The sequence below is a fragment of the Acinetobacter johnsonii genome (assembly GCF_048551975.1).
Classification (GTDB): Bacteria; Pseudomonadota; Gammaproteobacteria; order Pseudomonadales; family Moraxellaceae; genus Acinetobacter; species Acinetobacter johnsonii_A.
Genome location: NZ_JBIMCF010000001.1, coordinates 282,505 through 302,437, shown reverse-complemented (window position 1 = coordinate 302,437; position 19,933 = coordinate 282,505). Strand labels below are relative to the sequence as shown.

The following is a 19,933-nucleotide window of genomic DNA, read 5'->3' as shown; positions in this document are numbered from 1 at the left end:
AATAATAAAAAGGTACAAAATGCACAATTTTTAACGACTTGGCAAGTAAACTTTATTTGAAAGCCTTCTTACGACCTTGCCCAACTAAGAATACTTCCTTAGATCGGGCACGTGATGCAGCAGGTTTTACTGTCTTTAACACATCAAAGTTGTCGACTACTTGCTTACGGAACTCGTCAAAGCCTGTACCTTGGAATACCTTTACAACAAATTGACCATTTGGACCGAGCACTTTCGTAGCGAAATCGATGGCCAATTCACAGAGGTAAATCTGGCGAGGTTGATCTACAGCCTTGTTACCTGAAGTATTGGGGGCCATATCTGAAATTACAACGTCTACTTTACGTCCATCTAAAATATTTAACAATTTATCGAATACTTCTTGCTCACGGAAGTCACCTTGCAAGAAGGTCACATCTGGAAGTGCATCCATTTCCAAAATGTCAGATGCAACCACCAATCCTCGATCACCGACCAGCTTTCCTGCAATTTGTGACCAACTTCCAGGTGCAGCACCCAAGTCAACCACGGTCATGCCAGGACGAATGATGTTATATTTTTCTTGAATTTCAAGTAACTTATAAGCTGCACGTGCTCGATAACCTTCTTTTTGCGCTTTTTTCACAAAATGGTCATCAAGGTGCTCTCTCATCCACGCACGGCTACTTTTGGATAACTTTTGGTTGGTAATGCGTGTTGCCATATCTCTCTAAAACATTAAAATTTCTTAAACTTAATTGTACGTTAAATTCTCTAGGCTTGCAGTATACATCTGTATCCAAATCTTGGGTTTTAGTTGTTTTTTTCTATTATCTAAATCGATTATTTCCACAGAATATAAAGCGTTTAATTTCGCAGTTTGTTATACTAAGCCGTTTTTAAAATTAGGTTATCTTTATGGCGACTTTATCCATTCAGGAACGCAAGCGTTTGCGTCAAATCGGTCATGCTTTAAACCCTGTAGTAATGCTTGGCGGTTCAGGTCTGACTGAAAATGTCGTTGAAGAAATTTTACGTGCTTTAAACGACCACGAATTGATTAAAGTCAAAGTCGCGGGTGAAGACCGTGAAGAGCGCGCTGCAATCATTGCAGAAATTGCCTCAACTACAGGTGCAGAAATTGTACAGACCATTGGTAAAATTGCGTTGCTTTACAAAAAAGCGGCGAAACAAAATGCCAAACTGTCTAATTTAGTTCGTTTCGCTCACGCAGCAAAATAATTGTAGTTTTTTATGGCAAGTTACGAACTCAGTGCATTTGATCGTCGCTTTCAAGTTATTTCGCTTGTTGGTGCGATTGAACAACAAAGCCCATATGTTCTCAATATCGGCTTTTGGTTACGAGATCCCAATTTGTACATGCACTGGCCCGAAGTCGTGAATGCAAATCCTCGTCAAGACTTTTTATGGGAAAGCACCTGTTTTGAAGTCTTTATCGGGGTAAAAGGCGAAGATTATTATCGCGAGATCAATCTCTCCCCTTCGCAAGCTTGGCAGGCATATCAGTTTGAGGAATATCGTTATCCTGAAGATATGCCGCCACAGATCGCTTACGATATTGAACTCAATCAATTGAAACGCACCCATTATGGTTTAAATGTCAGCATTGATCTGACTGAGTTTATGCTACAACACAAACTGAAATGGGCTGACCTATATCTAGGTTTATCCGCGGTGTTGAATACCTCACAAGGTCAACAGTTCTATGCCATGCAGCATAGTGGCCAACAAGCTGACTTTCACAATAAACGTGATTGGTTGCATCAGTTTTAATCCAGACAAAGAAACCAGATCAATAAAAAAGTGAGGTCATGACCTCACTTTTTTATGCACTTCATCTTGAGCCTCGTACAACGAGATTACTTGCTTGAAACTTTATTCCACGCTTCTAAGGTGTGTTCTTTTGAACGTTTAAACGTTTCAGTCAACTGATCTTTATGTTTCACTGAAATTTCGCTGACATCACACTTTAACTCTTTACCTAGTTTGGTCAAGTCATCTAAAACGGCCGTAAACTCAGTTTTAACAAACTCTTTTAGTTCAGTTAAGTCTTTTTGAGAGTTCGATAACTGTCCTTTAATGGTTTCTAAGCGCAGTAAAAGATCTTGTTTAAATTGGCGGAGTTGCTCTTGCACACTGGCATTCAGCTGCTTCGCTTCAGCCTCAAGCTTTTCTTTACTTTCAACTACCGCTTCAGTGACCTGCTCTGTCGCTTCTTTCGCCACTTGCTCTAGCTTTTCAGTGCTTTCTGCAACGACTTCTTTCAACGCTGGCTTTGGTTTAGTCGCTTTGTCTTGTTCAGTCATGATATTTTTCCTGTTGTTATATACACAGCGACAGCTTAGCGTGATTCGATAAAATTTAGATTTTGATTTGTTAGACAATTATTTGTTGTTACATTTTTCTTTACAAAACTTAGAAACAGCTTCCGCTACAAAATAAAAGCACTTTATCTTGTTAATTCCATCTTATTGGCATGGACTTTGTTAGTGAAGTTGCGTATAGTGCCATGTTAAGTTCAAGCGAGCAGACATAGGGAGGGTAGGTTTTTAGATAGCCTTCCTTTTTTTTCGTCTACTCGCTTTTTTACAGCCTAAATTTCAGGAGCTTTGGTTTGAGCACCCCAGCAATTTTAGCCCTTGCCGATGGTACGATCTTTAAAGGAACGTCTATTGGTGCATCGGGTAGTACGACTGGTGAAGTCGTTTTCAACACTGCCATGACTGGCTATCAAGAAATTTTGACTGACCCGAGTTATGCACAGCAACTTGTGACTTTAACTTACCCTCATATCGGTAACACAGGTTGTAATGATGAAGACGCTGAGTCAGGTCGAATTCATAAAGTATGGGCCAACGGATTGATTATTCGTGACCTACCTTTATTGCATAGCAACTTCCGATCAACGCAATCTTTAGGCGAATACTTAAAAGAACATAATGTTGTCGCAATTGCAGATATTGATACGCGTAAATTAACCCGTATTTTGCGTGATAAAGGTGCGCAAAACGGTTGTATTCTTGCTGGTGAAAATATCACTGAAGAAGAAGCAATTGCGAAAGCACGCGCATTTGGTGGTTTAAATGGTTTAGACCTAGCTAAAGAATGCTGTGACCCAACTGGTTTCGAATGGACAGAAGGTTCTTGGGTATTAGGCAAAGGCTTCACACAACCTGAACTTAAATTCCATGTTGTTGCATACGACTACGGTGTCAAAACCAACATCTTACGTATGCTTGCAGACCGCGGTTGTAAACTCACTGTTGTGCCTGCACAAACTCCTGCTGCTGACGTGCTTGCACTGAATCCAGATGGCGTGTTCTTATCGAACGGTCCTGGCGATCCAGCTGCATGTGACTACGCAATTGAAGCTGTAAAAACAATTGTAGAGGACGCTCGCAACCTACCCGTCTTTGGTATTTGCTTGGGTCACCAAATTCTTGCACTTGCCTCAGGTGCAAAAACAGTGAAAATGCCGCATGGTCACCACGGTGCTAACCACCCTGTTCAAAACATGGAAACAGGCACAGTGATGATTACTTCTCAAAACCACGGCTTCGCAGTGGATGCAGAAACACTTCCTGCAAACTTGAAAGCTACGCACAAGTCTTTGTTCGATCAAACTCTTCAAGGGATTCATCGTACAGACAAACCAGCGTTTAGCTTCCAAGGTCACCCTGAAGCAAGCCCTGGTCCGCATGACTGCGCACCATTGTTCGATCATTTCATCGAACTTATCGAAGCATCTAAGAAGTAATTAAGGAAGCGATCATGGCTAAACGTACAGACATTAAAAGTATCTTAATTATTGGTGCAGGTCCGATTGTCATCGGACAGGCATGTGAGTTTGACTACTCAGGTGCGCAAGCGTGTAAAGCTCTTCGTGAAGAAGGCTACCGTGTTATTTTGGTGAACTCTAACCCAGCCACCATTATGACCGACCCTGCGATGGCAGACGCAACATATATCGAGCCAATCACTTGGCAGACTGTTGCACAAATCATTGAAAAAGAGCGTCCAGATGCTGTCCTTCCTACAATGGGCGGTCAAACAGCATTGAACTGTGCGCTCGCACTGGATGCCAACGGTATTTTAGAAAAATACAATGTTGAATTGATTGGTGCGACTAAAGAAGCGATTGAAAAAGCTGAAGACCGTAAACTGTTTGATGAAGCAATGCGTAAAATTGGTCTTGAATGTCCAAAAGCTGCGATTGCTGAAAATATGGAAGAAGCTTTAGAGATTCAAGGGCGCTTCGGCTTCCCAGTGATTATCCGTCCATCATTCACGATGGGTGGTTCGGGCGGCGGTATTGCTTATAACAAAGAAGAATTCCTTGAAATCTGTGAACGCGGTTTCGATCTTTCTCCAACCAAACAATTATTGATTGATGAATCTTTAATTGGTTGGAAAGAATACGAGATGGAAGTTGTTCGTGACAAAAACGACAACTGTATTATCGTTTGTGCGATCGAAAACTTTGACCCAATGGGCGTGCACACAGGTGACTCAATCACTGTTGCGCCTGCGCAAACATTAACAGACAAAGAATATCAATTGATGCGTAATGCATCTTTAGCAGTACTGCGTGAAATTGGTGTAGAAACAGGTGGTTCTAACGTTCAGTTCGGTATTTGCCCAGATACTGGCCGTATGGTGATCATCGAGATGAACCCGCGTGTATCGCGCTCATCTGCCCTTGCATCAAAAGCAACAGGTTTCCCGATTGCAAAAATCGCCGCGAAATTGGCTGTCGGTTATACCCTTGATGAATTAAAAAATGACATCACGGGCGGAACGACTCCTGCTTCGTTCGAACCTGCAATTGACTACGTGGTAACAAAAATTCCACGTTTCAACTTCGAAAAATTCCCACAAGCAGACGCAACACTGACCACACAGATGAAATCTGTGGGTGAAGTAATGGCCATTGGTCGTAACTTCCAAGAGTCTGTAAACAAAGCACTTCGTGGTCTTGAAGTGGGTGCGTGTGGTTTTGATGAAAAAATCGCAGTAGGAACTGAAGGCGCGAAAGAAAAGATCTTGGTTGAACTTAAAGTTCCGGGTCCAGAGCGTATTTGGTATGTGGCTGACGCATTCCGTCATGGTTTCACCTTAGAAGACGTATTCCAAGCGACAAAAATCGATAAATGGTTCTTGATCCAAATCGAAGACATCATCAAAACTGAAAATGAAATAAAAACTTTAGGTTTTGGTGATCTAAACGCAGACAACATCCGTTCGTTCAAACGTAAAGGTTTATCTGACCTTCGCATCGCGAACTTGATGGGTATTTCACAGAAGCAATTCCGTAAGCACCGTTGGAACTTGGGCGTAACGCCAGTTTACAAACGTGTGGATACCTGTGCAGCAGAGTTCGAATCTGACACTGCATACATGTATTCAACTTATGATGATGAATGTGAATCAAACCCATCTGATAAAGATAAGATCATGGTGATCGGTGGTGGTCCTAACCGTATTGGTCAAGGTATCGAATTCGATTACTGCTGTGTACACGCGGCGCTTGCAATGCGTGAAGATGGTTTTGAGACAATCATGGTGAACTGTAACCCTGAAACAGTTTCAACAGATTACGACACTTCAGATCGCTTGTACTTCGAACCAATCACTTTGGAAGATGTACTTGAAATCGTACGTACTGAAAAGCCAAAAGGCATTATCGTTCAGTACGGTGGTCAGACTCCGCTTAAATTGGCTCGTGCTTTAGAAGAAGCAGGTGCGCCAATTATCGGTACATCACCAGATGCGATTGACCGCGCAGAAGACCGTGAACGTTTCCAACAAATGATTCAACGTCTTCAACTTCGTCAACCAAATAACAGCATCGTAAAATCTGCTGAAGAAGGTATGGCGGAAGCATCGAAAGTCGGCTACCCGCTTGTGGTACGTCCTTCTTATGTACTCGGTGGTCGTGCGATGGAAATCGTATATAACGACGACGAACTTAAACGCTACTTACGTGATGCAGTACAAGCATCAAATGAAGCACCTGTACTTCTTGACCATTTCTTAGATGATGCGATCGAAGTTGACGTAGACTGTGTATCTGACGGTAAAGACGTTGTGATTGGCGGTATTATGCAGCACATTGAACAAGCAGGGATTCACTCAGGTGATTCAGCATGTTCGATTCCTCCATACTCGCTCTCAGTTGAAATCCAAGATGAAATGCGCCGTCAAACTGTTGCTATGGCAAAAGAGCTTGGCGTTGTTGGTTTGATGAACGTACAGTTCGCAGTTAAAGGCGAAGACGTTTACATCCTAGAAGTGAACCCACGTGCGTCTCGTACTGTGCCATTCGTTTCTAAATGTATCGGTGAGTCTTTAGCGAAAGTGGCTGCGCGTTGTATGGCGGGTCAGTCTTTAGAATCTCAAGGATTCACTAAAGAAATCATCCCGACTCACTTCTCTGTAAAAGAAGCAGTGTTCCCGTTCAACAAGTTCCCGGGTGTTGACCCTATTCTTGGCCCTGAGATGAAATCTACAGGCGAAGTAATGGGTGTAGGTAAAACATTTGGTGAAGCATTCTACAAAGCTGTGTTAGGCTCTAATGAACGCGTACCGGGTCTTCCTACAGAAGGCGAAGTGAAGCATGCATTTATCTCTGTACGTGATTCAGACAAGCCTCGTGCTGTTGGTATTGCGAAGCAACTGATAGGCTTTGGCTTCAAAGTACTTGCGACTGGCGGTACTTATGAGTTCATTAAAGCTGCGGGTATTGAGTGTGAACGTGTAAATAAAGTCACTGAAGGCCGTCCTAATATCGTGGACCGCTTGAAAAATGGCGAAGTTCACCTCATTATCAATACAACTGAAGGCAAACAAGCTCAACAAGATTCGTTCTCGATTCGTCGTTCAGCACTTCAAGCGAAAGTGTATAACACTACGACCTTGAACGGTGCCGATGCTGTATGCCAAGCTTTTGCGATTCAATTGCCAATGGATGTATACCGTTTGCAAGATTTACAAACTGTAGGTTAATTCGTTTACCGAGAAGTCCCGTCACCTCTCGGTGGCGGGCTTTTTTCATTTATAAACCTATATTTTTTACACTCACAGACTTGAGGGACAACAATGCAACGTTATCCTATGACTCCCCAAGGCAAATTAGCCTTAGAGAAAGAATTACATCAATTAAAAAGTATTGAACGTCCACGTATTATTGCGGCAATTGCTGAAGCACGTGAGCACGGGGATTTAAAAGAAAATGCGGAATACCATGCTGCACGTGAGCAGCAAGGTTTCTGCGAAGGCCGCATTCAGGACATCGAAGGTAAATTGGGTGCTTGCCAGGTGATTGATGTTAAAGAACTGGAGCAAAACGGTCGTGTAGTTTTTGGCGTCACTGTGACTATTGAAAATCTGGACACTGAAGAACGCAAAACTTACAAAATCGTGGGTGATGACGAAGCTGATTTTAAAATCAATAAAATTTCAGTGAACTCACCAATTGCACGCGGTTTATTGGGTAAAAATGAAGGCGATGAAGCAAAAATTCAAACCCCTCAGGGTGAAGTTGAATACGAAATTGTAAAAGTTGCATATATTTAAGTTTCTTTGATATTTACGGCTGTAGAAACCCCTCGATTGAGGGGTTTTTTGTTTTTGTATTTTCCCAAATAGCTCTTCCTAGCCCTCTTCTTATGCACGTGGGAAATTTCACTCTAAGAATGAGATAGATTTAGGGTATTCATTTCCCCTCTTTTTCAAAGCAAGACTTTTATTTGTTATAATTTCTCACACTCTTCAACGCTGTCTTTTTATGTCTGAGCCAATGATTAATTCGCCTGTCAAACACTGGTGTGAGTTTGAGTTCATCTCTAAAACGGTGAAGAATCCAAATATTCACATTAAAGGGAATTACTCTTACTATTCAGCGTATTGGGATCAAGGTTTTGAACGTTGTGTTGTGCGTTATTTGCATGATAAGCCCTCGACCGTAGATAAACCGATTGATCAGCTGTATATCGGCAACTTTGTCTGTTTTGGCGCAGAATGCGTCATTATGATGGGTGGTAACCAACTGCATCGTACCGACTGGATTTCGGCCTTTCCCTTTGATACGCGTAGTTTTGTTCCCTCAGGTGATACCATCATTGGCGATGGCTGCTGGATTGGTTCACGTGCCATGATTATGCAAGGTGTGCAGTTAGGTGAAGGCGCAGTAGTGGCAACAGGCGCTGTCGTGACCAAAGATGTTCCACCCTATGCCGTTGTGGGTGGTGTACCTGCCAAGATTATTAAGCATCGCTTTCCCGAAGCAGATATAGAAAAACTGCTTTCCCTTAAATTATACGACTTAGATGAAAAGCAGATTTTAAAAATGCGTGAGCAGTTACAGACGAGTGATGTTACTCAACTCATTGAACACCTGAATTAAACATCTGTTGTGAGATAGCATCTCATTCTTCTTGTTATACCCTCACCCGGAAAGAATCGATCATTTTAAAAGAATCTTGTTGTATTTCTTGCCAATGCGGAAGCAATTCTGCATGAAAATAGATCGTTATATAGCTCGTATTGAATCCATAATTTGGTACATGATAACTTAATTCACAACTTGTATTTTCACTTTGAAAGTAATAGCAATTGATAATGGCATCCACTCCTTTCCCCTCAACTTCTTGCCAAAAAACTCTTTGAGAAACCCGCCCGATTCCTCTAACATCTATTTGGTAGAGTCCAAGATTTAGGTTAAATACTTTTTTTTCATTGATCTCTTTTGCGCTCATCTCTTCATGTGTTGCTATATCTCTTAAGTAGAGTTTTAAACTAGCAATTGAATCAAAAAAGCCTTTGCTCTCTTGTTCTTCTGGCCATATAGTCCGCTGATTGAGTGCTACTGTGATGTTATTTACATTTTTTGAATCCAACTGAAATCCATCTGATGGCTCCATTTCAGGCCATTTGACGTCAAAACTAGCATTTTGAATCTGATCATCGCATCCTTTGATATTATGCTGTTCTCTAACATTCTTACCCCAATAGTTCACATCTTGGTATTCAACTCTTGCAAAAAATAGATAATTTCGATCGATCTTCATTTGTTGATCACCAAATCTCCCACACTCGTAAGGCTGATCTTTTATACTTGGAATATCACTAGGTTCTAAAATTATGGCAATAAAGATCACAATACTAATAATTACTGGTGACAATAATAATAAGACTAAAAAATCTACGACTGTAAGTGGTTTTCTGAGAAAATCTAAAATCATGAGTTGCCTTAGTTGGTAAATATTTAGCTACCTAATGCTTAACATCTAATAAGTTACTAAAATATATTGTTGTATTTTCTATTATTATCATTAAAATTCAACTACTTATTATTCTTTAAATATAACCATTCGAAAAATTTAAAATAGCTTAACAAACATTTCAACATTCTCTAAATTTGTCCGTTGCCAATTCAGTTGATTCGTATCTGTCATCGTATTTATAAAGTAGTAAGTTATTAATAAATATAAGCTATTTTTTAGGCAAAGTCTATGTTTCTTAAACGCTACATTTACATTCAACTTTAGTGTTAAATTGATTATTATTCACACGCTTTTGTGCTAATTTAGAAGTGAGAAATTAGCATTTCATATGCAAATATCCATATGAATTTACTAGGTTTTATTCTTTAAAAAATACAGCTATTATCAAGATATAAGCTGTATTTAACCCGTGATACATTAGAACAGAAATCTGCACGTATAATCAGTTGATAATAAGGAGAAACAACCATGGCATACCAAAACATTTTAGTCCCTGTAGACGGTTCAGAAACATCATATGCAGCAGTTGCGCAAGCGGCTGAACTTGCAAAAGCATTTGGCGGTAAAATTACAGTCGTTCAAGTACTTGCACTTGACCCTTACATTGCTGCCGAATACATTTCTGCAACTCAAACCAATGACTTAATTGAACGTGCGCGTACTTCAGTTTTGAAAACACTTGAGGAAGCAGCGGCTAAATTTAGCGATCTGGGCATTCCAGTTGAAGCAAAACTACTTGAAGGTCAGGTGGTGCACCGTGAAATTATCAAAGAAGCAGAAACATCTAAAGCAGACCTAATTGTCATTGGCTCTCATGGTCGTACAGGTTTAAAACGTTTATTCCTAGGCAGTGTTGCACAAAGTGTTTTAGGTGAAGCGCACATTCCTGTTTTAGTTGTGCGTCAGTAATACATCGAGTGCTCTACTTCCACGGAGGTAGAGCATTTCTATTTTAAATATTCCACTGAAACTCTTTCATTTTTACTTTTCCCCCAACCACTAAAATACCTTCCGCCAGAAGTAACTGTGCTTGAATGTTCTGTCCCTGATCATTCAGTTTACTTAGGCTAATCTTCCCTTGTGAGTTGATTACCCGATACCAAGGCAAACTACTGTCTGCATCCATATGTTTCAGCACATAGCCCACTAAACGCGAATGTTTTGGGATGCCTGCTAAACGTGCAATTTGTCCATAACTGGCTACCCGCCCATAAGGAATCTGAGCGATCACCTGAAAAATCATCGGTGCCAGTTCTTTGACTATCGATTCTGCCATTTCAAAGGTGTCCTGTTCTAATTACTCCATAATGACATCATTATTTGATTCAAATAAACCCTCTCATTCATTCTAAAAAGCCCCAATACAGGGGCTTTTGGGTTGGCCAAATCGCTAAAAATTATCAGGACTTTCCAAACGTTTCACTTCCTGAACTCGCTCAGGGTTATGCACCGCAGCAATGCCGTCATCTGCTTTAACATCAATCAATGCTTCAGGTTGATAGACAGTAATCGTCTCAAAACCCTGTGCATCTTCACCAATAATATACTTAAAGCCTTTACGGTTCATTTTATTACACAGACTTTGATACCAGCCTTTAAAACCTGTCTTTTCTTCATTCGGATTGTAGTAAAACGCATTCATTACAGCAGGCAATCCTAGACCACAGACCATACCTGAAAGCAACACAGCGATAAAAGTATAACCAATCAAGATACTGCTATATTCACTTAGCTCAGGTACGTTAGCTACCGCTAAGATCAGTGCTAAGGAAATCCCTCCCCGTACTCCCCCCCATGACAAAATCGCCAAACTTCCGTTATAACTTTTCTTACGGAAAGAGGGAAAAAAGGCAAAAGATAAATAATTCGCTGCAAAACGTGAAGCATGCAGAATAATAAAAGCGACGATGCCACCAAAAATCAGACTAAAGCTGAGATCTAAAATAAACAGTTCCAAACCAATTAAGGTGAATAAGAACGAGTTAATAATCCCTTCAACCGTATGCCAAAAATGGTTTACTTCCCGTATCTCGCGCTCTTGTAAAATTTCTTTCCACTTGTTCCCCACAATTAAACCACCGATGACGCAAGCAATCGGTGCTGAAGCATGAGCAAACAGTGCAACCAAGTACGAACCGCAGGCCAAGAGTGCTGTGGTCAAAATGAGAGACTCCATTTCGTGCTTACCACGCAGCAGTCGCAAGATCCCTAAACCAAAGGCCCAACCAATAATGACGGCGACAAAAATTTCATAGAGTAAGGTCTGCAACACACCCATGACAGTAAAATTTTCACCTTGTAAGACATTTAAGAGCGTCATGAATAAGGCAATACACATGGCATCATTAAACAGTGATTCACCTTCGAGCTTGACCATTAAATGATGTGGCGCACGTACCGAACTAAGTACGCCTTTGATCCCAATCGGATCCGTTGCACCCAATGCAGCCCCCAATAGCAAAAGCACCAATAAATCGACATGTTGTCCAATAATGAACTGATAACCGTAGAGCACCACCCCAAAAAACACGGCGCACAGCACCAGTGCAATACTGGCTAAAATACTGATTGGCTTCCAGTAACTACGTAAGTCTGAGACTTTGAACTTCAGTGCCGAAGAGGTCAAAATGAAGCAAATCACACCATTGATTAAAAAGTCATAAAAGTCGATGTGACGAACCGCTTCTTCAATGTTGTGAATATTGATGGTAATAAACTGATTACCACTCAGCAGGCTCGCGCCCCACTGTAAAATAAAGACAAAAATGGCAGAAACGATGGGTACGCCAATGGCTTGGGGAAAACCTAAAATACGTTTATTAAAAATAGTCGTTGCAATGGATAATGCAAAAATAACGGTAAAAACTTGTAGAAAAAAATAATTTCCCATTGAACTTCCAAATTGGGCGGTTGGGGAGATGGCGGCTTTCAGTGCTTATCTATGGAATAAAAATTCACTTCATACACATTGATGCTCGAAATATTTTAATCATTTTTCACATCAACGCCCGAAAAAAATAATTTTTTTAACATTTCTCCGAATGATGAATTAACATAGGGCATATGCATGTTTTTTATGCGTGAACTTTCCCTTTGGCCAAGTTTGATCTCCTATGCAATTCACTTTTAAAACCATCTTTCGGATGTTCTTCGCACTGATTATTTTCCTAACCACCTTTGCGTTGTTTCTGACCTGCTTTGCAAAAACCAAAGAAATTTTACAAGCCGAGCAAACTTTTGCCGCAGCTCAAAGTTTTAAAATGAACTCTCGTCCCGATCAAACTCTGGTTCTACTTTCAAACAATAAAGCACCCGATGATCATATTTATTTGCATGTGGCCAATCAGGGTTATATCGCCAAACTCAGCTGTAATCATTATTTAACCGACATTTGTGTAGATGACTACAACGAACAACATACCCGCCAAATTCAGTCAATTGAACTACTCAAAGCAGGGCAATTTAATTACATTCAGCAAGTCAGTTATCTCGATACACGCACACAAGATGTTAAAACATTGCGTTATACGCCTGAACAAATTCAACAGTTTTACCGTGCGGATATGAGCAACTTAAAGTATGTGGTGTTTGGGGTGTTGTTATTTGCCTGTATTGCGTTATATGTGAGTGTCCGTATTGCTCGAAACTTTAAGCAGTTCTTAAACCGCTAGAATGAATTGCTTGAAATAAAAAAAGAGGCGATCAATCGCCTCTTTTTTTATGGCTTAAATGGCTTGGTTAAAGGTATCACAACTTTCAACTTGACCCGACTTAAAGCCAGTGCCAAACCAAGTCATACGCTGTTGACTGGTTCCATGGGTAAAGCTATCAGGGACCACTTGCCCTGTTGCCCGCTTTTGTAGGTAATCATCACCAATCTTATGTGCCGCATCCATCGCCTCTTCAACATCCCCTTGCTCTAAGAACTGAGTTCGTTGATTGTTATGATGCGCCCATACTCCTGCTAAACAGTCAGCCTGTAACTCTTGGCGTACCGATAAAGCATTGCCTTGCGCTTTTGAGCCCTGTGCACGAGCTTTTTGTACTTGTTCAGAAATACCTAAAATGGTCTGAATATGATGTCCAACCTCATGTGCCACCACATAAGCCTGAGCAAAGTCACCCGCTTGATCTTGGCGCGCCAACTCCGTTTGGTTTTGCTCACCGCCAATACCCATTTGAGTCCGCATGTCTTTAAAGAAAGCGGTGTCGATATACACCTTCTGATCTGCTGGACAGTAAAACGGCCCCATTGCAGACTGAGCAGTACCGCAACCCGAATTGATCACTCCTGAAAACATCACCAGCTTCGGTGGAACATATTGTTGTCCCAATTGCTGTTGGAAAATTTGACTCCATGTGTCTTCAGTGTCGGCCAGTACCGTACCGACAAAGTCCATCGCTTCCTGCTGATCAGGCGTTGGGTTATCCAAACCTTGAGTTTCTGCCGCTCCAGTTTGTGCGGTCACTTGTTTAGTGGCTTGGTAGGCTTGCTGCGGATCGACTCCTAGAAATTTCCATGCCACAAAGGCCACGATCAGCCCTAAAATACTGATGCCACCCGCCTTGACACCGCCACCACCGCGACGATCCTCGACATTGCTACTGACACGACGTCCCTTCCAACGCATAGCACTCTTCCTTCTTCTAATTCATGCTGACCCGATCCAGTTTATGCCTTTTTTGAGCTCGGCCAAACTTTTTTAATCAAGCTCACAATAGCCAATACAATCAAACCAGCCACAAAACCGATCACTAAATTAATCAGTGTTGGGGTTAATGCTCCAATGATACTGCCCACAGTTGGAATATGTTCAGCATAATCCACTGAACCTTCAGTGAAATGATGCAATAAAGGCACGCCGTGGGAAATAATACCGCCACCCACTAAAAACATCGCGATAGTGCCCACGATAGTTAAGGTCTTCATCAGCTTTGGTGCAAAAGCCAGTAAACCACGGCCAATAGTTTGCTTAAATGAAGAGGCTTGCTGAGTTAGATACAGCCCTAAATCATCAATTTTGACAATCATCGCCACAAAACCATACACACCGACGGTCATTAAAATGGCAATTACAGACAACACCATGACTTTGGTTGAAAAAGTTGCAGCAGCCACAGTCCCCAGTGAAATCACCACAATTTCTGCCGACAAAATAAAGTCGGTACGAATCGCCCCTTTAACTTTATCTTTTTCAAAAGTCGCCATATCGGTTTCAATCGCAGTTAATTCTTGGCTGGCTTCTTCTTCGGTTTTGGCTTTTTTGTGATGCAAACTATGTAGGACTTTTTCTACCCCTTCATAGCATAGAAATAAACCACCAATCATTAACAGTGGCGTGATCAGCCACGGTGCAACCACACTAATCAACAGCGCCGCAGGGACTAAAATTAATTTATTAACAAAAGAGCCTTTTGCCACAGCCCAAACCACAGGCAGCTCACGGTCAGTACGAACCCCGCTGACCTGTTGAGCATTGAGTGCTAAATCATCGCCCAAAACACCCGCCGTTTTTTTTGCCGCCATTTTACTCATGACCGCAACGTCATCTAATATCGTGGCAATATCATCTAGTAATATTAATAAGCTACTCGCCATTTATTTTTATCCATCTTGAGAATTCTGACATTTTAATCTGTGATCTAAGCTTTTGAATATTTGTTTTTTGAAATTTAACTGATTTTATAATTTTTTCACTGCAGTTTTTTTAAGACTGACATTGAAAAAGATTATGCCGTACAATGTCTGCATTCTTTGAAAATAGCATGTCGCTACGACGACTTTGGAAATAGATAATGAGTAATCAAGACAACCGTCCTGTTATTTTGACAGGCGACCGTCCAACGGGACAACTTCATTTAGGGCACTTTGTCGGATCTTTACGTTCACGTGTGGGGTTGCAGGATTCACACCATCAGCATTTATTATTGGCCGATGCGCAAGCCTTTACTGACAATGCCGATAACTTTGAAAAAGTTCGCCGCAATATTCTTGAAGTTGCCACAGATTACTTAGCAGTCGGGATCGACCCAACCAAAACCACCATTTGCGTGCAGTCGAGCTTACCCGCGCTAAATGAACTCACCATGTTGTATCTCAACTTTGTGACCGTGTCTCGTTTAGAACGTAACCCAACCATCAAGTCTGAAATTCAGATGCGTGGTTTCGAACGTGATATTCCAGCGGGTTTCTTATGCTACCCAGTTGCACAAGCAGCAGATATCACCGCATTTAAAGCAACGGTTGTACCTGTGGGTGAAGACCAGATTCCAATGATCGAACAGACCAATGAAATCGTACGCCGCTTAAACCGTCAGATTGGTCAGGAATTACTGCCTGAATGTAAGGCCCTGCTTTCTAATATGAGTCGTTTACCTGGCTTTGATGGTAAAGCCAAAATGTCGAAATCTTTGGGCAATACCATTGTGTTGGATGCAACCGATAAAGACATTAAAAAAGCTGTTAATGCGATGTACACCGACCCGAACCACCTGCGTGTTGAAGACCCAGGTCAGGTTGAAGGTAATATCGTATTTACGTATTTAGATGCGTTTGATCCAAACAAAGAAGAAGTTGAAGAACTGAAAGCACATTACCGCCGTGGCGGTTTAGGCGATGGTACGGTGAAAAAACGTCTTGAAGGCGTATTGAAAGAGCTGATCACGCCAATTCGTGAACGTCGTATGGAACTTGCGAAAGATCCTGATTACATCATGGATATTTTGAAGACTGGTACAGACAAATGTCGTGATATTACTCAACAGACTCTAGATGAAGTTAAATCGGGTTTAGGGGTGTTTCATTTCTAATCCGTTCTTAAACTAAAGCGCATATTTAAGCCTTTCTCACTGAGAAAGGCTTTTTTGATCACTAAACAAACAAAAATAAGCCACATGCATCTCAAAAACTGACATTTAGTGTCGTTTGTTAACCTAAATTTACAGTAATTAACGTGAATACTCATGAAATAAGAATGCTCAACCCTTATGATGAGTTCATAGCTTAGATTAACCCTGAGATATAACGTTTCTCCTTTTTACCGAAACTGTGTAACAACAGATTCGTAGTTCTACGCAATGAATACCCCAATCATTGCGTATTTTTTTGCCTAAAATTTATCAAATTACAATTTAACTGCTCTCTCTTTACGTGCCAACAAACTTAGACATTCTGTTTTTTGAATGCTATGCTAAAACCCAATTTCAATACAATTCTTTTTAAAAATTTACACTTAACTGATAACAGCATAAAAATAGAGAACCTTTAGAATGTGGGAATTATTTACTCACCCATCCAATTTAATTTTTAGTATTTGCCTCAGTCTCATGTTTTTGTTGGGACTGCTCGAATTGATTTTATTGGTATTAGGCGGCGGCTCACAAGGCCTACTTGACCAATTCCTACCTGATGACTTAGGCAGTACTAAAGACGTCGACATTGCACTAGATGCCGATCAAGGTTGGCTCAATGCCCTGCTGGATTGGTTGTTTATTGGCCGTGTTCCTCTCTTGGTTTGGCTGATTATCTTCCTCACCCTGTATAGCTTAAGTGGCTTTATTCTACAGTCCATTCTTCAAACTTGGACTGGGAACTATTGGAGTGCATGGATCATGGCACCTCTTTGCCTCGTACTTTCGATGCCTATGATTCGTTACAGCGCCATGCTGATTGCTAAAATTTTGCCACAAGATGAAACCACAGCAATTTACAGTGAAGAGCTGATTGGACGAACAGCACTGATTATTTTAGGAGAGGCTAAAGTTAACTCACCTGCTCAAGCACGAGTTCAAGATCAGTTCGGGCAAACGCATTATGTACTGGTTGAACCTGAAACAGACCTTCATTTTTCTCAAGGTCAAGAAGTCATTTTGACTCAAAAAACCAAGATTGGCTTTAAAGCCATTTCACTTTAATTCTTTCATTTTGTACTTATAACTTTAAATAAAATCGGGACCCTTATGCTCAGCAACAATTTCTATAACATTCTTATTCTTGCAGGGATTATCTTTGCAGCTCTGGTTATTATCGGCATTATTATTGCCCGTCTGTACCGTCGTTCCAGCAAAGAAATCTCTTTCGTACGTACCGGTTTTGGCGGCGAAAAAGTCATTTTAGGTGGAGGTGCAATTGTACTGCCTGTATTACATGAAATTATTCCTGTCAACATGAACACGCTACGTTTAGAGGTTCGCCGTGCTGATGACCAAGCGCTCATTACCCGAGACCGTATGCGTGTCGATGTCATGGCTGAGTTCTATGTGCGTGTAAAGCCTTTGGCTGAATCAATTGCAGTGGCTGCGCAGACTTTGGGACAAAAAACCATGTCTCCAAATGAGTTGAAGAACCTTGTAGAAGGTAAATTTGTCGATTCCTTGCGTGCTGTAGCAGCTGAAATGGCGATGGAAGAGTTACATGAAAAGCGCGTGGACTTCGTACAAAAAGTACAACAAGTGGTGTCTGAAGACTTACATAAAAATGGTCTAGAGCTTGAAACGGTGTCATTAACAGGTTTAGACCAAACAGGTTTCAAATACTTTAATCCTCAAAATGCATTCGATGCCGAAGGTTTAACCAAGCTGACCGAAACAATTGAAGACCGTCGTCGTAAACGTAATCACATTGAGCAAGACGCTGACCTTGCCATTAAGACCAAAAACTTAGAAGCAGAACAAGCTCGCCTACAAATCATTCGTGAAGAAGAATACGCCAAACTACAGCAAGAGCGTGAAATTGCAATTCGCCGTGCAGAACAATTGGCTGAAATTGCCTCTCAAGAAGCAGAGAAAAAACGTGAAGCAGAAGAAGCACGTATTGCAGCTGAGCGTGAAGTCGAGTTAAAGCGTATTGGTGCAGCACGTGATGTGGAAAGCCAAAACATTCAAAAATCACAAATTATTGAACAAGCCCAGGTTGAACAAAAGAAAACCATCGAACTGGCAGAACAATCACGTGCCATTGCGATTGCGGAAAAGTCGCGTGAAGAGTCTGAAGCCAAAGCTTCTGCTGACCGTGCCCGCGCTGAAGCGGTTAAAGCTGAAGAAGAAGTGATTACCGTACGTGAAACCCAGCGTGCTGAGCGTCAAAAAGCAGTTGAGTTGGTTGCGGCGAAGCAAGCTGCAGAAAAAGATGCGATTGCAATTACGGTTGCAGCTGAAGCAGGCAAACAAGCCGCTGCCGATGATGCCGAAGCCGTTCGTATTGCAGCGGAAGCTCAAGCCGAACAAGCTCGCTTAAAAGCCAAAGGTGAAGCAGATGCCAAAATAGTGTTGGCTCAAGCAATGGAAAAACAATACCAAGTCGACGCAGATGGTACACGTGCTGTCAATGAAGCCAACAACGTCTTATCTCCAGAGCAAGTCGAAATGCAAATTCGACTAGCATTGTTAAAATACTTACCTGAAATCATTCGTGAAAGTGTTAAGCCGATGGAAAACATTGATGACATCAAAATTCTACAGGTCAATGGTTTAGGCAATGTCGGTTCAGTAGCATCAGGAGTTGATGGTGCGGAGTCTTCTCAAGTTGCTTTGTCTGATCAAGTGGTGAATAGTGCGCTACGCTATCGTACCCAAGCACCATTAATTGACAGCTTGATGAATGAACTGGGGATTCAAGGCGGCGACATCAATGGTTTAACCCAAAGCTTAAAACCACAAAGCAAAGCTCAATAGTCGTTAGACTTACAATCAAAAAACGCGACGATCTGTCGCGTTTCTTATCATCTGCTTTAATATTCAACTTTCTACAAAATACACATTTAAGCTTTTTAAACGATAAACCTAAGAATTCACTCAGCACCGTAAGCCCCTCATCTATTATAAAAATTTAAGTTATCTTCGTTCTTAAGTCGATTCACTCGCCACCAGTGAATTCAAAGAAGTAATGTAAACATCCTAGACCTTACAATTGAGTGAAAACATTCTAAACAGTAACGGAAAAAAACTTTTTATGAATAAATAGAATTAAGCTATTTAGTGCAAACGCACCCAAAAGAAACGGATCAATTGCCCACGATCATAAGGAAAATTTGAAAGGTACTCATATCCAACTTTATTTCTTTTGTTGACTTTAATTTCAATACCATACCCGAATGAAATACTGAGTACATCCAAGTCTGAACTATGAAACTCCCCTGTCCCTAATTTATGGCTCAAACCATCCGAGTTGTAGGCCGAGTAGTTAAATATACGAATATATTCATTCTCATAAAAATCGTTATTGATCAAGGTATAATCGTTTTCCTCTTCATCATGTTGTGCGGCTAACTGCTGATAATGGTGGAAAATATAATCACTCAAAGACTCAGCCAAATAGACATCTTCATTTTCAGCATAAGTGCTATTCATCGCTAGCCCGAACAAGAATAAGCAGCGACAAAACAATAAATGAATTGGCTTTAACATCTGCAATACTATGTCTTCTAAAGAATTATTTTAATTACGAATATAGCATAGTCCCCTATAAAGAACGTGCTCCTCAATCAGATGAATAACAATAGCTGCGCTAAACCACATCGCTGAATAAAAACTTATCCTTACCTTGAAACTGCTACTTAATCTTTGAATAAGTAAATGAGGCATTGAAAGTAGCAACGTTAATATTGAATTATTTCAACACAGAACAATACATAAAAACATCCAGCCCGTGA

General features: G+C 41.0%; 19 protein-coding genes. 11 read left to right on the top strand and 8 right to left on the bottom strand.

What is annotated here, in order from left to right; genetic code table 11:
• Nucleotides 1-52 precede the first annotated feature (52 nt).
• Nucleotides 53-703, bottom strand: a complete 651-nt coding sequence (gene rlmE, locus ACG9ZB_RS01435; RefSeq protein ID WP_004695608.1) for a 23S rRNA (uridine(2552)-2'-O)-methyltransferase RlmE — start codon at nt 701-703, stop codon at nt 53-55.
• Nucleotides 704-897: 194 nt separating this feature from the next.
• Here rlmE and yhbY point away from each other — a divergent pair, with 194 nt between their 5' ends.
• Nucleotides 898-1,221 carry a ribosome assembly RNA-binding protein YhbY gene (gene yhbY / locus ACG9ZB_RS01430; protein ID WP_004695606.1) on the top strand — a complete coding sequence of 108 codons (324 nt, stop codon included), beginning with the start codon at nt 898-900 and terminating at the stop codon, nt 1,219-1,221.
• Between the two features lie 12 nt (nt 1,222-1,233).
• On the top strand, nt 1,234-1,773 hold the full coding sequence (locus ACG9ZB_RS01425) for a DOMON-like domain-containing protein (protein ID WP_419323605.1): 540 nt from the start codon (nt 1,234-1,236) through the stop codon (nt 1,771-1,773).
• 86 nt (nt 1,774-1,859) lie between these two features.
• On the opposite strand, the gene ACG9ZB_RS01420 is transcribed toward ACG9ZB_RS01425, so the two are convergent.
• Nucleotides 1,860-2,306, bottom strand: coding sequence for a hypothetical protein (locus tag ACG9ZB_RS01420; RefSeq protein WP_419323604.1), 447 nt, complete (start codon nt 2,304-2,306; stop codon nt 1,860-1,862).
• 308 nt (nt 2,307-2,614) lie between these two features.
• Between ACG9ZB_RS01420 and carA the strand changes: the two genes are divergently transcribed.
• The 4 genes from carA (at nt 2,615) to ACG9ZB_RS01400 (ending at nt 8,404) form a co-directional block, all read left to right on the top strand.
• Nucleotides 2,615-3,757: a glutamine-hydrolyzing carbamoyl-phosphate synthase small subunit gene (gene carA, locus ACG9ZB_RS01415; RefSeq protein ID WP_419323602.1), complete on the top strand. Its 1,143-nt coding sequence runs from the start codon at nt 2,615-2,617 to the stop codon at nt 3,755-3,757.
• A 14-nt stretch (nt 3,758-3,771) separates the two neighbouring features.
• Nucleotides 3,772-7,005: a carbamoyl-phosphate synthase large subunit gene (gene carB / locus ACG9ZB_RS01410; RefSeq protein WP_419323600.1), complete on the top strand. Its 3,234-nt coding sequence runs from the start codon at nt 3,772-3,774 to the stop codon at nt 7,003-7,005.
• A 93-nt stretch (nt 7,006-7,098) separates the two neighbouring features.
• Complete coding sequence (gene greA, locus ACG9ZB_RS01405; protein WP_419323598.1) at nt 7,099-7,575, top strand: transcription elongation factor GreA; 477 nt, start codon at nt 7,099-7,101, stop codon at nt 7,573-7,575.
• A gap of 211 nt (nt 7,576-7,786) precedes the next feature.
• Nucleotides 7,787-8,404 (top strand): CatB-related O-acetyltransferase, encoded by a 618-nt coding sequence (locus tag ACG9ZB_RS01400; protein WP_419323596.1) that lies wholly within the window; start codon nt 7,787-7,789, stop codon nt 8,402-8,404.
• Between the two features lie 34 nt (nt 8,405-8,438).
• On the opposite strand, the gene ACG9ZB_RS01395 is transcribed toward ACG9ZB_RS01400, so the two are convergent.
• The gene (locus tag ACG9ZB_RS01395; RefSeq protein WP_151836778.1) at nt 8,439-9,242 is read right to left on the bottom strand and encodes a hypothetical protein; all 804 of its coding nucleotides are present in this window, start codon (nt 9,240-9,242) and stop codon (nt 8,439-8,441) included.
• A gap of 510 nt (nt 9,243-9,752) precedes the next feature.
• Between ACG9ZB_RS01395 and ACG9ZB_RS01390 the strand changes: the two genes are divergently transcribed.
• Nucleotides 9,753-10,193 (top strand): universal stress protein, encoded by a 441-nt coding sequence (locus ACG9ZB_RS01390; RefSeq protein WP_004695589.1) that lies wholly within the window; start codon nt 9,753-9,755, stop codon nt 10,191-10,193.
• A 43-nt stretch (nt 10,194-10,236) separates the two neighbouring features.
• On the opposite strand, the gene ACG9ZB_RS01385 is transcribed toward ACG9ZB_RS01390, so the two are convergent.
• Together ACG9ZB_RS01385 and ACG9ZB_RS01380 are read right to left on the bottom strand one after the other, a co-directional pair.
• Nucleotides 10,237-10,560, bottom strand: coding sequence for an MGMT family protein (locus ACG9ZB_RS01385; protein WP_332476595.1), 324 nt, complete (start codon nt 10,558-10,560; stop codon nt 10,237-10,239).
• A 114-nt stretch (nt 10,561-10,674) separates the two neighbouring features.
• Nucleotides 10,675-12,174: a cation:proton antiporter gene (locus ACG9ZB_RS01380; protein ID WP_419323594.1), complete on the bottom strand. Its 1,500-nt coding sequence runs from the start codon at nt 12,172-12,174 to the stop codon at nt 10,675-10,677.
• Nucleotides 12,175-12,397: 223 nt separating this feature from the next.
• On the opposite strand from ACG9ZB_RS01380, the gene ACG9ZB_RS01375 reads away from it, so the two are divergent.
• A complete protein-coding gene (locus ACG9ZB_RS01375) occupies nt 12,398-12,955 on the top strand; it encodes a hypothetical protein (protein WP_419323592.1) in 558 nt (185 codons plus the stop codon).
• A gap of 54 nt (nt 12,956-13,009) precedes the next feature.
• On the opposite strand, the gene ACG9ZB_RS01370 is transcribed toward ACG9ZB_RS01375, so the two are convergent.
• Nucleotides 13,010-13,915 (bottom strand): neutral zinc metallopeptidase, encoded by a 906-nt coding sequence (locus ACG9ZB_RS01370; protein WP_004695581.1) that lies wholly within the window; start codon nt 13,913-13,915, stop codon nt 13,010-13,012.
• A 41-nt stretch (nt 13,916-13,956) separates the two neighbouring features.
• Complete coding sequence (locus ACG9ZB_RS01365; protein WP_114836765.1) at nt 13,957-14,883, bottom strand: DUF808 domain-containing protein; 927 nt, start codon at nt 14,881-14,883, stop codon at nt 13,957-13,959.
• Nucleotides 14,884-15,080: 197 nt separating this feature from the next.
• Between ACG9ZB_RS01365 and trpS the strand changes: the two genes are divergently transcribed.
• From trpS to ACG9ZB_RS01350, 3 genes are all read left to right on the top strand, one after another.
• Nucleotides 15,081-16,094 (top strand): tryptophan--tRNA ligase, encoded by a 1,014-nt coding sequence (gene trpS / locus ACG9ZB_RS01360; protein ID WP_004695576.1) that lies wholly within the window; start codon nt 15,081-15,083, stop codon nt 16,092-16,094.
• Nucleotides 16,095-16,553: 459 nt separating this feature from the next.
• The gene (locus ACG9ZB_RS01355) at nt 16,554-17,198 is read left to right on the top strand and encodes a YqiJ family protein (RefSeq protein WP_419323589.1); all 645 of its coding nucleotides are present in this window, start codon (nt 16,554-16,556) and stop codon (nt 17,196-17,198) included.
• A 45-nt stretch (nt 17,199-17,243) separates the two neighbouring features.
• Nucleotides 17,244-18,956: a flotillin family protein gene (locus tag ACG9ZB_RS01350; RefSeq protein WP_419323587.1), complete on the top strand. Its 1,713-nt coding sequence runs from the start codon at nt 17,244-17,246 to the stop codon at nt 18,954-18,956.
• 300 nt (nt 18,957-19,256) lie between these two features.
• On the opposite strand, the gene ACG9ZB_RS01345 is transcribed toward ACG9ZB_RS01350, so the two are convergent.
• Nucleotides 19,257-19,631 (bottom strand): hypothetical protein, encoded by a 375-nt coding sequence (locus ACG9ZB_RS01345; RefSeq protein ID WP_348928976.1) that lies wholly within the window; start codon nt 19,629-19,631, stop codon nt 19,257-19,259.
• Nucleotides 19,632-19,933: the final 302 nt, after the last annotated feature.

Bases quoted from the DNA above. Each gene is read 5' to 3' on its own strand.
- yhbY (WP_004695606.1), top strand. From the start codon at position 898: ATGGCGACTTTATCCATTCAGGAACGCAAGCGTTTGCGTCAAATCGGT.
- ACG9ZB_RS01370 (WP_004695581.1), bottom strand. From the start codon at position 13,915: ATGCGTTGGAAGGGACGTCGTGTCAGTAGCAATGTCGAGGATCGTCGC.
- ACG9ZB_RS01425 (WP_419323605.1), top strand. From the start codon at position 1,234: ATGGCAAGTTACGAACTCAGTGCATTTGATCGTCGCTTTCAAGTTATT.
- ACG9ZB_RS01380 (WP_419323594.1), bottom strand. From the start codon at position 12,174: ATGGGAAATTATTTTTTTCTACAAGTTTTTACCGTTATTTTTGCATTA.
- ACG9ZB_RS01350 (WP_419323587.1), top strand. From the start codon at position 17,244: ATGCTCAGCAACAATTTCTATAACATTCTTATTCTTGCAGGGATTATC.
- ACG9ZB_RS01390 (WP_004695589.1), top strand. From the start codon at position 9,753: ATGGCATACCAAAACATTTTAGTCCCTGTAGACGGTTCAGAAACATCA.
- ACG9ZB_RS01345 (WP_348928976.1), bottom strand. From the start codon at position 19,631: ATGAATAGCACTTATGCTGAAAATGAAGATGTCTATTTGGCTGAGTCT.
- trpS (WP_004695576.1), top strand. From the start codon at position 15,081: ATGAGTAATCAAGACAACCGTCCTGTTATTTTGACAGGCGACCGTCCA.
- ACG9ZB_RS01400 (WP_419323596.1), top strand. From the start codon at position 7,787: ATGTCTGAGCCAATGATTAATTCGCCTGTCAAACACTGGTGTGAGTTT.
- ACG9ZB_RS01375 (WP_419323592.1), top strand. From the start codon at position 12,398: ATGCAATTCACTTTTAAAACCATCTTTCGGATGTTCTTCGCACTGATT.
- rlmE (WP_004695608.1), bottom strand. From the start codon at position 703: ATGGCAACACGCATTACCAACCAAAAGTTATCCAAAAGTAGCCGTGCG.
- ACG9ZB_RS01385 (WP_332476595.1), bottom strand. From the start codon at position 10,560: ATGGCAGAATCGATAGTCAAAGAACTGGCACCGATGATTTTTCAGGTG.
- ACG9ZB_RS01395 (WP_151836778.1), bottom strand. From the start codon at position 9,242: ATGATTTTAGATTTTCTCAGAAAACCACTTACAGTCGTAGATTTTTTA.
- carB (WP_419323600.1), top strand. From the start codon at position 3,772: ATGGCTAAACGTACAGACATTAAAAGTATCTTAATTATTGGTGCAGGT.
- ACG9ZB_RS01365 (WP_114836765.1), bottom strand. From the start codon at position 14,883: ATGGCGAGTAGCTTATTAATATTACTAGATGATATTGCCACGATATTA.
- greA (WP_419323598.1), top strand. From the start codon at position 7,099: ATGCAACGTTATCCTATGACTCCCCAAGGCAAATTAGCCTTAGAGAAA.
- ACG9ZB_RS01420 (WP_419323604.1), bottom strand. From the start codon at position 2,306: ATGACTGAACAAGACAAAGCGACTAAACCAAAGCCAGCGTTGAAAGAA.
- ACG9ZB_RS01355 (WP_419323589.1), top strand. From the start codon at position 16,554: ATGTGGGAATTATTTACTCACCCATCCAATTTAATTTTTAGTATTTGC.